This window comes from Streptomyces sp. NPDC001502, assembly GCF_042894785.1.
Classification (GTDB): Bacteria; Actinomycetota; Actinomycetes; order Streptomycetales; family Streptomycetaceae; genus Streptomyces; species Streptomyces kutzneri.
This window is the reverse complement of the sequence record NZ_JBIAVW010000029.1, coordinates 1-13,351: the sequence shown is the minus strand read 5'-3', so window position 1 is coordinate 13,351 and position 13,351 is coordinate 1. Positions and strand designations below refer to the sequence as shown.

12 protein-coding genes are annotated in these 13,351 nt (G+C 70.4%); all 12 read right to left on the bottom strand.

What is annotated here, in order from left to right:
* Nucleotides 1–14 precede the first annotated feature (14 nt).
* The 12 genes from ACFY0D_RS34935 to ACFY0D_RS34880 all read right to left on the bottom strand — a co-directional run bounded on the left by ACFY0D_RS34935 (nt 15) and on the right by ACFY0D_RS34880 (nt 13,324).
* The gene (locus ACFY0D_RS34935) at nt 15–869 is read right to left on the bottom strand and encodes an ATP/GTP-binding protein (RefSeq protein WP_390801937.1); all 855 of its coding nucleotides are present in this window, start codon (nt 867–869) and stop codon (nt 15–17) included.
* Nucleotides 863–1,396, bottom strand: coding sequence for a hypothetical protein (locus ACFY0D_RS34930; RefSeq protein WP_390801936.1), 534 nt, complete (start codon nt 1,394–1,396; stop codon nt 863–865). Before ACFY0D_RS34930 ends, ACFY0D_RS34935 begins: the two co-directional genes overlap by 7 nt.
* A gap of 358 nt (nt 1,397–1,754) precedes the next feature.
* Complete coding sequence (locus ACFY0D_RS34925; protein ID WP_390801935.1) at nt 1,755–3,134, bottom strand: hypothetical protein; 1,380 nt, start codon at nt 3,132–3,134, stop codon at nt 1,755–1,757.
* A 184-nt stretch (nt 3,135–3,318) separates the two neighbouring features.
* Nucleotides 3,319–4,470: a C40 family peptidase gene (locus ACFY0D_RS34920; protein ID WP_390802024.1), complete on the bottom strand. Its 1,152-nt coding sequence runs from the start codon at nt 4,468–4,470 to the stop codon at nt 3,319–3,321.
* 20 nt (nt 4,471–4,490) lie between these two features.
* Nucleotides 4,491–6,443, bottom strand: a complete 1,953-nt coding sequence (locus tag ACFY0D_RS34915; RefSeq protein WP_390801934.1) for a hypothetical protein — start codon at nt 6,441–6,443, stop codon at nt 4,491–4,493.
* Nucleotides 6,440–8,983, bottom strand: coding sequence for an ATP-binding protein (locus tag ACFY0D_RS34910; protein WP_390801933.1), 2,544 nt, complete (start codon nt 8,981–8,983; stop codon nt 6,440–6,442). The genes ACFY0D_RS34915 and ACFY0D_RS34910 overlap by 4 nt, the downstream gene beginning before the upstream one ends.
* A 4-nt stretch (nt 8,984–8,987) precedes the next feature.
* Nucleotides 8,988–9,593 carry a hypothetical protein gene (locus ACFY0D_RS34905; protein ID WP_390801932.1) on the bottom strand — a complete coding sequence of 202 codons (606 nt, stop codon included), beginning with the start codon at nt 9,591–9,593 and terminating at the stop codon, nt 8,988–8,990.
* The gene (locus ACFY0D_RS34900) at nt 9,590–9,874 is read right to left on the bottom strand and encodes a hypothetical protein (RefSeq protein WP_390801931.1); all 285 of its coding nucleotides are present in this window, start codon (nt 9,872–9,874) and stop codon (nt 9,590–9,592) included. Before ACFY0D_RS34900 ends, ACFY0D_RS34905 begins: the two co-directional genes overlap by 4 nt.
* Before the next feature lie 14 nt (nt 9,875–9,888).
* On the bottom strand, nt 9,889–11,004 hold the full coding sequence (locus ACFY0D_RS34895) for a conjugal transfer protein (RefSeq protein ID WP_390801930.1): 1,116 nt from the start codon (nt 11,002–11,004) through the stop codon (nt 9,889–9,891).
* A complete protein-coding gene (locus ACFY0D_RS34890) occupies nt 11,001–11,267 on the bottom strand; it encodes a hypothetical protein (protein WP_390801929.1) in 267 nt (88 codons plus the stop codon). Before ACFY0D_RS34890 ends, ACFY0D_RS34895 begins: the two co-directional genes overlap by 4 nt.
* A gap of 50 nt (nt 11,268–11,317) precedes the next feature.
* Nucleotides 11,318–12,208, bottom strand: a complete 891-nt coding sequence (locus ACFY0D_RS34885; RefSeq protein ID WP_390801928.1) for a hypothetical protein — start codon at nt 12,206–12,208, stop codon at nt 11,318–11,320.
* 357 nt (nt 12,209–12,565) lie between these two features.
* A complete protein-coding gene (locus ACFY0D_RS34880; protein WP_390801927.1) occupies nt 12,566–13,324 on the bottom strand; it encodes a hypothetical protein in 759 nt (252 codons plus the stop codon).
* Nucleotides 13,325–13,351: the final 27 nt, after the last annotated feature.

Below are 13,351 nucleotides of genomic sequence, written 5' to 3'. Positions count from 1 at the left end.
AGTGCAATCGGTACTTAGTTGAGGACCTGGACCTCGGCGACGGTGATGTCCACGGCGCTGGTGCGGACCTCGGTGAGCTGGCCGGCCTGGGCGCCGCCGGTGACCTGCCAGTCGATCGACCAGGTGGACGTCGCGGTGACGTGGTACCGGCCGGAGCCGGTGGTGGACGACGGCCGGTCGTAGCGGTGCCCGCAGTCCGGGGACGGTGTCTTGCCGTATTCCGCCTTGTAGGGGGTACCGGCCGTGGTGCAGGTGACGGTGTGGCCGTCGCCCATGTTCCAGACGATCTTCGACACCCGGGCCGTGGCCGTCACCGAAACGGGACCGATCGCTGCCGAGGCCACATTGGGCCCGTACGTCTCGGGGCCCGTCGCCGTCCACATGTAGACCGGCATCCCGACCACACCCGTACCTTCCGGCTTCGGCGTGATACCGATCTGCGGACCACGCAGGAGCATCCGGTCCACCGCCTGCTGAGCGACCACCGCAGGGTCGATCACAGGACCGCCACCCGGAGGCGCGGTGGTGAAGATGTTCTTGACGTCGCTCCACCCGGTCTCGTTGTCGAGGCAGTCCTCGATGTACATCGAGACACCGGGCTGCCGACCGCCGGAGCCCCACAGCACACTGTCGTCCGAGGGCTGCGGATCCGCCAGCGTGTAGGTGCAGGTGTAGCGGCTGTTCCCGCCACCGGTGCCCCCGCCACCATCACCGCCACCGGGCGGACGGACTCCGCCCGGGTCTGCGGGCGTTTCGACGATCGGACAGATCTGGCCGATGTCGCACAGGGGCTGTGCCGCAGCTGCGGCCGGGAACGCGAGCGAGGCCACGAAGGGCACGGCGAGCACGGCGTGACGGGCAGTCAGCACGGCTGGTCCGCGCGCAGGTCGTCCTTGAGCACCTTCCACGCGCCGTCCCAACGCTCCATGAGACTGACGACGACGTACCTGCTCACCGGGCTGGAAGCCCCGGGGGCAGGCTCTCCGGTCTGCTTGTCGACGATCTTCCACTTCGAAATGTCCAGGCAGCTGGAGACCGAGACGTTCGGGGTCTTCTTCTCCAGCTCCGCAGCGGTCACGGTGGAATTGGTGACTACCGGCTCCCCGGTCGTGATCCGCCCGTTCCTCTTCAGGTTGCCGACGCTCACCTCGGCCTTGCTGAGCGCCTCGGCAGCGGCATATCGCTTCAGGTCCGTACCTTCGATCGCCCGGACCGAAAGGGCCTTCGGCATCTCCGTCCAGTACCCCTTGTAGGCGGAAAGGGCTTCCGCCTTCGCGGTCTCGGCCGGATCCGGCGGTGTCGCCGTGCTGGGCCTGGCCGAGGCCGGGGGCGTCGCCGGCCCGGCCTTCTCCTTTTCGCCGCCGCTCGACGACGTGCACGCGGAGGTGAGGACCATGCAGAGAGTGAGGAATAACGGGACCGTTCGGCTGCGGTTCCAGCCGGACTGATCAAGTCGTGCCATGGGTACCACTGCCTCCCCTTTGCAAAAAGCGATCATCGATCGACACGGGCGCACCCCTGCCCTGCAACAACGGCACAAACCCCATCCGCAACGATCGGCCGGACTGTTCCCATACGTTACGCAGAGTTCGGCCAACATCGAAAGGGGTTAGTGAAGTACACACGCACACGCTGCGTACAAACCGGCATTTTCCGTCCCCCGATGAAGGAAATTCGAATGGAGTCCTACGAGTTACCCCGCTCGTGTCCGGATTTCCGACGCCGACCCTTCACGCGGTTCCGGACATGTCGATTCATCCATCCTTGCGATTCCCGCCCCGCACGGGCGAGGGCGGAGCGCGGGTGGCTGAAGACCGAATGCATCCGCTTGTCAAAAATTCACGTATCTCGATGAGCTCGGGGAGGTCCGTCGGGGCCGGGGGAGCCGGACCGCCGGACCGCATCACACCGGAGGAGCGGCAGGTCGCGGTCGGCGGCTTGAGGAAGCCGGCCAGCTCGGGCACCGTCATCCACTGCCGCTTGGCCGGGGAGAATTCGCCCGTGGTGAAGCGCCGCTCGAACCGTGCGACGGCCCACCGGGTACGCGGGCGGTGAACCTCCAGGTGGTTCTCTGCCGAGGTGATGGCCATCGCAGCGAGCAACTGGTGCATGCGGGCCGGCGCCGTCCGAGGGTGAGCGGCTTCGGTGCGCAGCAGGATCTGCACGGCGAAGACGGCACCGGTGTCGGGGCCGAACTTGCCGGCACCCTCACGCGGGTCGCTCTTTCCGGATGGCCCCTCGCCGCGGCTCCCGCCCGCACCGGCTCCGCCGCTCCACGCCGAGGCCGCCGATCGCCGCAACGCTGCCCAGACCGGGCCGCCGGTGGGCGACCTGCCGTACGCGGAGGGGGCCCGGCCCGTGGAACCGGCCCTCAGGCGACGCCGTTTCCGGTCCAGGCTCCGCTCCGAGACGGGGACCAGGTCGAGAACGGCGTCGGCCCGTTCGCCCTCGTTCGTACGGACCGAGGCCATGGCCGTGGCCAGTTGCCGAAGCGGATCGGGGCTCAGGCCGAGCGAGGCGAGCGGCTTCTCGTCGGACCGCGCGAGCACCAGCTCGACCTGCTCCACGTGGCGGCGGGAGCGGCCTGAGCCCGCGGTCCGGGAAGAAGCCTGCGGCTTCGTGAGGGGCACCGAGGGGCTCACGGCACCGCCACCGCCCCGGTGGGACCCGTGAAGATGACCGGCTCCCTGCCCGACCGGGCGGTCCTGCCGGTCCGGGCGGTCCTGCCGGTCCGGGCGGTCCGGGTGCGACGGGCCGCGGATCTCGACTTCGGCGAACCCGGGCATCGCCAGCACGGCGGCCGCGGCCGCCGGCCCCTCAAGGAAGCACCGCATCTTGCCGTCGACAGCGGTGTAGCGCACCCTCACCGCGGATCCACGGGCCGGGACACCGCCAGCGGCGTGGTGGACACTGCCGAGTTGGCGCGCCCACCTGCCGACCTCCACCTCGCCCGGGTCGAAGGCGACCGTCGGTACGGTCTCCACCAGCACCCGGTCGGCCAGCGCCTCCTGTACCTGCCGCGCGCGTCGGAAGGCCAGCCGGATCCAGCAGGCCGCCGCCGCAGGGGTGACGGCGGCGACGTACGGGATGGCGGGGGTGAGCGCCTCAAGGGCTCGGGCGAGCATCTCGTTCATGCCGGCCGGCCGGCGGCGGCACTGCGGGGTACGGCGGTGTCGTGCACAGTGCCTCCTGGTCTGCGGAAAGAGCCCCTTCACCAGGGCCAAGTGAGGTCCGGCGGCCGAACCAGACACCCGGGCACCGGATTTTGCGATGCCTTTACCACCTGCACCGCCGTGCGGCCCGCCGACGGCACGGGGCTCAGCCGACGACACGCCGCACGGCGAGGATCGGGCCGATGTCTCTGATGAGGTCGCCTTCCTTGACGATCTTGACCGGTTTGCCCGTCCCTGGTGCGTGCACCACGTACCCGTACCCGATGGCCATAGCCACGTGCTCGGGCACGGCAGCCGTGCCGCGGAAGAAGAGCAGGTCGCCGGGGGCGATGGCGCTCGCCGGGACACCGCGCCCGTCGTGTACCTGCGTATAGGTGGTGCGGGTGATCTCCACGCCCGCGACGCCGTAGGCCCGCTGGGTCAGAGACGAACAGTCGCACCGCTCTGCAGGGTTGGTTCCGTGCGGGTTCGTGCAGCTGCCACCCCACTGGTACATGGTGCCGACCTGGTCGAGCGCCCAGCGGATCGCGTTCTGAACCTGAGGCGGGGCGGTCGCGGGGATCTGATAGCCATCAGGCACGGTCCCAGGCGGGACGTCTCCGAAGTCGGCGGTCTGCCGGCTGGTGCACCCGGCTGGGACGATGCCGCCGCCGATGCCGGGGAAAGCCGGAGCGACCCCGCCGGGTGCAGCGCCGAGGGTAGGGCCGATGGCCTGCTGCAGCGCGGTGGCGAGCGGCTCGTGCTTGGCGTAGGCCTCCGGGAAGGCGGACTTCTGCACCTTCTGGGCAGCCACCGTCAGAGGCATCTGCTCCCAGTTCTTCAACGAGGTCAGGCCGTTGTAGAACTTCGTGGACGCGTACACAGGGTCCATGATCTGCTCGCGGGTCCCCCAGCCTTGGGATGGCCGCTGCTGGAACAGGCCGAGCGAATCGCGGTCGCCGTGATCGAGGTTGATCAGGGTGGACTCCTGCAGGGCGGTGGCCAGCGCAATGATCTGTCCGCGGGGCGGGATCCCCTTCTGCGCGCCCGTCGCGACGATCACCTTGGCGTTGGCTATCTGCTCTTGGGGCGAGGACAGCCCGGAGACCTTGACGTCCGTACTGCCGTCGACCATGGCCTTGACCTGGCGGGCGATCTGGGCGGTGTCGGAGTCCGTACCGGGCCGGCCGGTCCCGCACCGGGCGGCGGCAGCAGCCGCCTCCGCCTCCGCCTCGCTCTGGCGGAGAGCGAAAGCCTGAGCGACGAACGCGCAGAACAGGATGAGCCCGAACCCGACCAGGCAGGCCCCGCCGGCCATCAACCGTTTGATCGGCTTCGTCACGGGGCGCCCTTGGGCTTGAGCCGCTTCATCAGATCGGCCGTGGGGTTGACTTTGGTAGAGGCGGCGTAGGCGACGGCGGCGGCCGGGTTGGTGGGGAGGGAGATGCCGACCATCGCGGTGCGTACGGCACCGCGCGCTGTAGTGCGGACGATGGTGCGGTTCTTGGGAATCGGGGTGGCGGCGGGGGTGAAGATGGATCCGTCGGTACCGCCGATGCGGCTGGCGGACAGCTTGGCGAGAAGGTTGTTGGCGACCCGCTGGGAACGGGCGGCGAGAGCTTTTCGCTTCATGACGGCGCCGATGCAGAGGATGTCCACCACGAGGAACCGGAAGGTGAGGTCGCCCGGGCGTGCCATGCAGCCCGCGTCCGCCAGGTCCTTGCAGGCCTCGTCCTGCTGTCCGGGATCGAGGACGGCCTGGATGATCAGGATGAGGACGGCGAGCCCGATCACGGAGACGAACAGCTTGCCGAGTGAGTGAAGGATGGACGTACACACGTTCCACAAGAACGCGCGGCCGGCGCCGGGGACGAGGCCTGCCACGAGGGCGGGTTCGGCGCGTACGGCGTCCCAGGCGATGCGGCACTGGGCAAGGAGGAAGCTGCCGGACAGGCCGCAGATCAGCACGGTGACGATGAGGGCTGCGATGAGGAGGAAGAGGGCGCCGCCGACCTTGTCGATGGTGGCCCGCTTGACAGCTTCGGCGTCGCCCGAGACGCACTCCTTTTCGAAGCGAGCCACTGGTGAGATGCCGAGCCGGGCGGCCGCCAACTTCTCGGCCTTGGCCCACAGGACCGCTTCGGTCATCACAGCGCCGAACGGGTTCCAGGCCGCCTGCAGCTGGTTGGCTTTCCTGAGCTTGTCGACGAACTTGGCGACCTGCCGGTCGTAGGCGATCTGGGAGATCTTCGTGTCGGCATACTTCTTCGCACAGTCGCCCTTGAAAACCCTTCCGTACTGCAACAGCATCGCGGGTTTGACCACGAAGGCATCGGTCAGCTCGTTCTTGAACGGGCGGGAGAGCGACGTGGGGCTGACCGAATCCTCTTTGGCCGCGTCCCTTCGGTCGTCCTCCGTCTTGTGGGGCTTGGCGTCCAGGATGATGTCGGCGACTTCGAGGGCCATGCCCCTGGTGACGGCAAGTGCGCTGTCCTCCGGACCGATCAGCGTATCCGGAGGTGACGCCAGCAGGGTGGTGGTGAGGGCGGCGAGGAGGAGGGAGAGGGCGGCATCGCCCCATCCCTTGGCCCGGTCACCGAACAGGATGCGGGCCACGGTGATCAGCCCGCACACGGCCAGGAAGAGGCTGGGCAACCCCATCTGCAGGATGACCTGGACGTGAAGCCCGCTGGCGGCGGACGCCACGGGGGTCAGGAGGAGTTTGGCGAGGCCGAAACTCAGGCTCCAGCCGATGAGCCAGCAGCAGAAGGCGATGGCCCACTTGACGCACATGAAGAACATGTCGGCGAAGTAGTCACTGATGCCGGGACCCCAATCCGTCCAGGTGCCGGTGCCGGTGCCGGTCTTGGCCGAGTACACCGAAATCGGGACGCCGTTGCGGTCGGTCACGTCGAAGACGGCCATGATGCCGCCCTCGTTGGGCAGCTGCTTGCGGATCTGCTCCGCTCCGGCATTGAGGAACGCATCCTGCAGGTCTTCGGAGATCCGCTCGTTGAGCTCGGCGAGCAGCTCCTCCATCTCCTTGATCTCTTCCGGCGTCGGAGTGCGTTCCCCCACGACGGGCGGCAGGCCCGTGCCGGTCGACGGGCTCGGGGAAGGCGTGGGCTCGGCGATCGAGGAGCTCGGGGAGGGCGTGGGCTCGGCGAGTGCCGGCAGTGACGTGAGCATCGTGATGGCGGTCGCCGCGATCGCTGCCATGACGAGTGCGAGGCGTAGCCGGGCAGTGCCCAGCAGCCGCAGTCGGCGCCAGCCCGGAACTCCTCTTCTCATGCCGCGATCCGGTCGTCGTTGGGGGTCGTGTGGATGACCTTCTCGATGGCCTTGTCCATGGGGATGACGACCTTCATGAGACCGATGCGGCCTGCGAGGTCGCGGTAGAGGCACTCCCCCGCGCGGGCGATCCGCTGGTCCTCGGGCAGGCCGAGGGGCGAGAGACCGGTGGTGACGAGGTCGAGCAGGTCGGCGTCGGAGGAATCGACGCCGAGAAAGTCCAGGCCGCGGGTCGCCAGGGTGCGGCTGGTCTGCCGGAACAGGAGCCGGTGCGGGATCAGGCCGCGGACGATGGCGCCCTTCTCGGAGTCGGCCGGGCCGATGTCGTCCGCGTCGTGACTGCCGACGTACGCGGCCGAGTTGCGCTTGCGGCCGTCACGGGCGAGCTCCAGCAGCAGCTCCAGACCCTCGTCCGAGCTCGTCAGCCACCAGCACTCGTCGAAGACGGTGACAGCGAACTCGTCCCTGCTCCGCATCGCCGTCTCACGGGAGACCGCGGCGATCAGGTACATCAGCGCCCGGCCCAGCACCTTCTCGAACTCCAGCCGCTCGATGCGGTGCTCACTTGCGAGCTCGGACTTCTTGGGCAGGCCGAGGGAATTGACAAGGAAGACGACCGTGTCCGCGCGGGCGGTGTCCACTGTCGGCAGCCGGTCGTCGAAGACCACCTTCGCCAGGTCCTTGCGGGCGACGGCAGCGAGCTTGCGGGCCAGGCCGTGTGCGGCCGGGTCGCCCGCGCCGCGTGTGGCGAGCTCCTCCATCAGGGCGCGCATCGAGGGCTCGGGACGTTCCAGGACGGCCTGAACGGCCTCCGAGAGCGCCACGCCTTCGAGGTCCATCGGGCGTACGCCGAGCAGGAGGGTGAGGAAGGACTCGCAGAAGCGGGCGGCGACCTCGGGGCTGTCCTTGACGTACAGGCGGAGCGGGTCGAGGGAGACCTCGGCCTTCTGGTCGATGCGGATGAGCTGGGTGGTGCCGGGGCAGGCCTGCGCGAAGCGGGCCCACTCCTCGTCCTTGGTGCGGTCGACGATGACGGCTCTTCCCCGGCTGCCGGGCCGGCCCAGGACCTGGCCGCGGGCCAGGACGTTGTAGACGGCCGACTTCATCGCCACGGACTTGCCGGCGCCGAGCTCGCCGATGAACGCCATGGACGCGGAGGCGTTCTCGCGGGGACCGCGGGCGGGGTCGATGAGGACCGGGCGGGCGCCGCCGGAGGCGACCTGCAGCCCGTACAGGCCACCGCGTTCGTCTCCGAGCTGGGAGCCGCACCAGGGCATGGCCATGGCGAAGTCCCGGGCCAGGAGGATCTGGGCGTAGCCGGTCATGACACGAGGGGTACGGGTGCCGGGCAGCATGGCCTGCCACAGGCCGGCCTGTTCGCCGACGGGCCGGGAGAAGGTGTAGTCGGTGGAGCCGAAGTCGCTCGCCAGGGCGGCCGCGCGGTCCATGGCGTCGTCCGGGCTGCTCCCCCAGACGGCGAGGGTGACCATGGCGTGGATCTCCACCTCGCGCCGGTTGGAGGTGAGCCGGTCGTGGTATTCCTCGTTGTCGGCCTGGTTTCGGGCCACGACGGCGGGTGGACCGGCCGGATCGCCTTCGTACTCGGCAGCCTGGGCCTTCAGGTGACGGGCCCGCTTGCGGACCTTCGGCTCCGCCTTCGCGCCGGGGACGACGACCAGGCGGGCGGTCCAGTCGACCGGATAGGCGAGGTCGTCCAGCTGCTGCAGGTAGGCCGCGCCGGGCAGGGCGAACGCCTCCGGCATCTCCGAGAGGGCCAGAAGCGCCTGGTAGGAGTCGCCCCACTCGCTGGAGATCTGCAGAAAGCGGCGGGTGAAGGGGTTGCCCGGCAGCGGCTTGCGCTCGGTGAAGTCGGCGCCGCCCTCGGCCACGAGGATCTCGCCCAGTGCCGCGACGGTACGGCCGCGGCCGCGGACCGGCGTCTCGGTGCCGTCCGGCAGGAACGGCTCCGAGAGTCCCCGACGGGCAGAGTGCCCGTAGATCCACAGGATCTCCGCCTCGGTCGCCGGCTGCATGGCGACCCCTGTCGGCCACTGCGCCTGAAGGCGTTGCGCCTGTTCGCTGCGCCGCTCCACCTCGGCGCGGGTGACGACGGCGGGCATCAGGCCCAGCTGCACGGCGACTTCCGCCTTCGCCGCGTGGAACGCGGAGCGGACGGCATCCTGCTTGGACAGGGGCGGCAGCGGGATCGCGAGCCAGTCGCTGCGACCCGTCAGCTCCATCGCTTCCAGCTGGTCGAGAACGGCGTGGCCCAGGCGCTCGTAGCGCGGTGCCCGGGCCAGGTCGACGTCGGCCACCATCGCGCGGACGACGGCGATCGGATCGACCTGGGGGCACAAGGACATGAGCATGGGCTCGCCGGTCAGAGACTTGAACAGGCCTTCGAGTGCCTGAAGCCGGCGCTTCTTCGCGACTGCGGGCGCATGGCTGTAGTTGGTGGCGGCCACCCGCCAGATCGCCCAGGCGGTGCCGTGGGTGGTGAAGACGAGGTTCCCCTCTACGTGCCGAATGGGCAGTCGCATCGTCTTAGTTCTCCAGTCTGGATCGGGTGGCCGCTCGGCGGGCGAGCAGGGCCTGGGCCCCTGAGGCCACGGGCGCGCCGGAGCCTGCGAAGGGGAGGGCTGCGGCCGGCTGTCGAGTGCGGGGCCGGCGGACCTCTTCGGGTTCGGCCGGGACCGCTGTGTCGGGGAGGGGGCGGGCTGCCGGGGTGGGCACGAGGTGGACGAGGGCCTCTGCCTGAAGAGGGCCGACGGAGCGGTAAGGGCGGCCGCGGAAGGTGCCCCAGCGGGGGCTGCCCAGCATCACCGCGACGCTCACCAGGGCGGCCGCCGGGTTGCGGCCGTCGACGTGGAGGTGGCGCAGCCCAAAGGCGACTGCGAACGGCAGGATGATCACGACGGCGGCATCGAGGGCGCCGTGGCCACCCCACAGCGGCCGGGTCAGCACGAGCACGACGACGGTGGAGACGATCCCGGCGAGCTGGGTGAGGGTGTAGGGGCCACCGGGCAGGCGGATCCCGCGCCCCCCGTTGACGTCGCGGATCACACCGTGGACCAGGGGTGCGCGGCGGGCCTTGGTGTAGCAGCGGCCGATCGCCTCGGAGCCCTCGGAGTCGTCCGGGTATGCGGTCACTTGTCGCCCTTCGGGGCGGGCGGAGTGTCGTACTTCTTGATGTCCTGAACGGTCTTGTCCTTGAGCACTCCCTCCATGTTCGCGGCGCCGCCCCAGACGATCGAAGCGAAGATCACGGCCATGATCGTCGGGCCGGGAGCCTTGGTCTTCCATCCGATGAACACGACGAACGCCCCGCACAGGCAGGGGATCGCGATGTCGAAGATGAGGTCCTTGATGTCGCCGCCGATGCCTCCGCCGGTCTGGAGCCATCCGGCGGCGAGCAACAGGGTGTCGTTCATGTTGCGGGTCTCCTTCAGTTGGTCGGGGTCACAGGGCCGGGTGAAGCCGGGGCAGGGGCCGCGGCTTCGGATGCGGTGGTCGGGGCACCGTCGAGGCTGGTGATCTCCCACCGGCCGGCGCGGGCGTTGAGGGTCAGGGCGTAGGCCAGTGGGACGCGCACGTCGTCGTGCTCGGTGGCGCGCAGGACAGCCAGGACGCGGAGCGTGGTGCCGTCGCCGGGGACCGTGACGCCCGGCTCGCTGCCCTGCTCGCCTTCGATGGCGAGCTGGTCGAGGGCGATGCCCTTGTACGGGGCCGGGGTGATCGGAGCCAGCTGGGTGCCGGGGGCGAGGTAGCGGTCGAGTTCGGCGGCGCCGACGCCGGTGAGGTAGGCGGTCAGGAAGCTGGTGACGGCCTGGGTGCGGGGGTCGGAGGGGAGGGCGGGGCGCATGGGCCCGTAGATGAGATCCGGCGTCGCGGCCCGCTCGGGGGCCGTGACCTCGCCGGGCAGGGCCAGCGCCGTGTATGCGGTGGCTCCTTGTGTTCCGGCCGCTGTGGCGACGGGGACCTGGAAGTACCGCACGCCGTCGGAGACCTTCTCTGAACCGGCGGTGCCCGGCTCCGTGGACGGCTTGGCAGAGGCGGGCCGGACCGGGACGACGCGGGCCGCGACGGTCACCGACCACACGGTGTGGTCGGTCTGCCGCAGGCGTACCACGGTCAGCTGCTCGCCGTGCCGGCGGCCTGAGGGGCCTTCGAAGCGGAGACTGGCTGCGGGCGGGTAGTAGGCGGCGAGCTTGTTCTGGTCGCCTTCTCCCGCCGACAGCCAGGAGGCCACGAACAGGGTGGCGAACCCGGCGGCTCCCTGACCGCCGGCGGCCGGCGCCGCTGAGGACGTCGGCTCGGGCTCGGCCGGGCCGGCCTGTGACGGTGGCGCGAGGTAGGCCATCGTGCCGATGAACGGGCCGAGGACGAGCAGGCCCCAGGCCGCCCAGCGCAGCAGGTTCGTGGTGTTGGCCTGGGCGCCCGTCGACCAGCCGCCCACCGGTTCCTTGTCCGGGCGGACAGGTGGCCGCTTGCCCTGCTCGTGCGCCGTGGCCGTGGCCGTGGTGCCGGGTGTCCGGCGCCGGCCGGATCGCAGGATTCTCATGCCGCGCCTCCGGCCGGGTGGAGGCTGTGGCCGGCAAGCTCGGCGATCCGGCGCCGGAGTTCCGACTCGGGCCGCTGCTGAAGCGTGGCCAGGGAGGCGCGGACCGCGTCGACGTCGTGGGAGAGGAAGGTCAGTAGCTGGTCGTGGGTGCGCGTGTCGAAGGGGTGCAGGACGAGGGCTGCGCCGAGCCGGACAAGCAGCTGCTGGGCGCGGGTGACGCGTTCCTCGTCAGTGTCCAGGGGTTGCGGGGCGGATGCGGGCACGGTGCATCTCCAGGGGAGGCGTGAACGGTGGCCGGGACAGAGTCAGGGGGTCATGCCGCGGCCCGGAGCAGCGAAGTGCGCAGGCGGGTCACGGCGCGGGAGCGGCGGCGCTGCCAAGCACCGGCCGTGGTGCCGGAACGGGCGGCCTCTAGCGTGTCCGGCGCACCGGCGAGGTAGCGGCCGCCCAGAATCCGTGCGTCGGCAACGGAGATGGCGCCGTCCTGCATCGCGTCGAGCAGGAGCTCCAGCAGCTCCATCCGGGCCCCGTACACCTCGTGCTCGTCGGCCGGTCCGCCGGTGGGCAGGCCTGCGGCAGCGGCTGCGGCGCGCATCGCGCGGGCATGGGCGATCCGGTACGGGCCCGGTGTGGGGTCGACGAACACCGCGGCTGCGGACAGGTCCTCGGTTCCGCTCCCCTGTTCGGCAGCGAGTTCGGCCAGGACCAGGCGCAGGGTGTCCAGTGCGAGGTTCGCGGCGGGCCGGCCAGGCCGGTGGTGGATGCGGCCGGAGCGGCAGACCTCGTAGAGGGCGGCCACCGTCATGTGCCCGACCGTGTCGCGGCTACGACCGTAGGTCGGGCGGATCTGACTGCGGGTGATACGGATGGCGGCCGGGATCATCGCCTGGACGACGACGCGGGCGGCGACGTTGGCCGATTGGTCACGGCCGGCCGCGCGGCGCAGGAGGACCCGCAGGACGGAGTCGGTCAGTGGATCGGGCACGCGTCCGGTCACCGGGCGGAGTGCGGCGAGCAGTTGGTCGGGAGCCAGGGGGCGCGTCCGGACACCGGTGGCTGCCGCGATGCCGTCGGCGAGGTGGTCGGCTGTCAGCCAGTCGGTCACGGCCGCCTGGATCGCCGGGTCGGCGCACAGTGCGGCCCAGTCCGCGTCCAGACGGTCGAAGATTCCGCCACTGGCGGCGGGATGCTGCGCATCGTGCACGGCACGTTCCTTTCGGATCTCGTGCCGTAGACGATCCTCGGACCGGCTTGCCCGAAAGCTTGCCCGAACGTCGAAGAGCCAGGTCGAGGGGCTTGCCCATTTCCTGCTCGACCTCGGGGTAAGCCATGGGCAAGCGTGCCCGCTCCATGGCAAGCGTCATCATGACCGGTGGCCGACGGGCTCCTGACCGGTCTCCTGGTACCGGAGCTTGACCGGTCATGCGGCGGCCGGTGGCCGATGTGTTCGTGACCGGTCGCGCGGAGTCGGCAGGGCAGCATCGGTCACGCCGAGGACGCGGATGCGGGGGCGGCCATCGGCCCAGGAGGGTGAGCGGCCACAAGGAAAGGGGGCGGTCGGTCAGCCGCCGACCGACCTCAGGCGCGCGCGTCCCTGCTGCTGCCCGCGCTCCTTCAGGTACTTGGCCGCTTCGAGGACGCGGCGCTGGCCCGTCTTGGGCGATACCCCCAGACGTCGCGCCGTCTCAGCTCCGGAGAGCCTCACCCCGGTGCCCTCAGCCTCGGCCAGCCATCCGGCGACCAACTCGATCTGCTGCTGAATCGAGTCGGCCCCGGGCTCGGTGTTCTGCTGTGGGGGAACCCGGGGGGTGACATCACCGCTGTCGGCCACCTCCGTGGGCCATGGCTGGTCCTCGCTGGTAGGAGCGGGCACTGCAGACCGCTTCCCGTCCGCGACTACGCGCATCGGCGCGTCGCCGTTCGCCGACGCGGAGGGCGCGGGAAGCGGATCCGTCACGCCCGCGGTGGCGGGCGCCGGTTCTGTCGCAGGACCAGGCGCCGCAGTCGTCTCCCCGGGGAAGGGGTACGCCTCGCCGTCTGCCGACGCCACCGGCATGAACTCCGGATCGACGGCGGCTTCGGCGTCGGCCTGATCTTCGACGGGAAGGTCTCGTGGCGTGGGATCCAAGAGGCCTTTCGTGGGCTGCTCCGCAGCTGTGTACTCGTCCGGGTCCCGACCCGTCGCCGGAAGGGATGACGTGAGGGCCTCGGGCGGGGTGAAGGCCGGCCGTTGCACGGCCAGGTCGATCCCGGTCGCCGCGAGCGCCTCCGCGGTCGTCTCCGCGAGCGGCACACCGATCTTGGCCAGCTTCAGCGGCATCAGCGCCTCCACCGGAGCCTTCCGCCG

Coding starts and splice junctions, on each gene's coding strand:
- ACFY0D_RS34895 (WP_390801930.1), bottom strand. CDS start 11,004: ATGAGAATCCTGCGATCCGGCCGGCGCCGGACACCCGGCACCACGGCC.
- ACFY0D_RS34880 (WP_390801927.1), bottom strand. CDS start 13,324: ATGCCGCTGAAGCTGGCCAAGATCGGTGTGCCGCTCGCGGAGACGACC.
- ACFY0D_RS34920 (WP_390802024.1), bottom strand. CDS start 4,470: ATGGCCGGCGGGGCCTGCCTGGTCGGGTTCGGGCTCATCCTGTTCTGC.
- ACFY0D_RS34915 (WP_390801934.1), bottom strand. CDS start 6,443: ATGAGAAGAGGAGTTCCGGGCTGGCGCCGACTGCGGCTGCTGGGCACT.
- ACFY0D_RS34910 (WP_390801933.1), bottom strand. CDS start 8,983: ATGCGACTGCCCATTCGGCACGTAGAGGGGAACCTCGTCTTCACCACC.
- ACFY0D_RS34900 (WP_390801931.1), bottom strand. CDS start 9,874: ATGAACGACACCCTGTTGCTCGCCGCCGGATGGCTCCAGACCGGCGGA.
- ACFY0D_RS34930 (WP_390801936.1), bottom strand. CDS start 1,396: ATGGTCCTCACCTCCGCGTGCACGTCGTCGAGCGGCGGCGAAAAGGAG.
- ACFY0D_RS34925 (WP_390801935.1), bottom strand. CDS start 3,134: ATGAACGAGATGCTCGCCCGAGCCCTTGAGGCGCTCACCCCCGCCATC.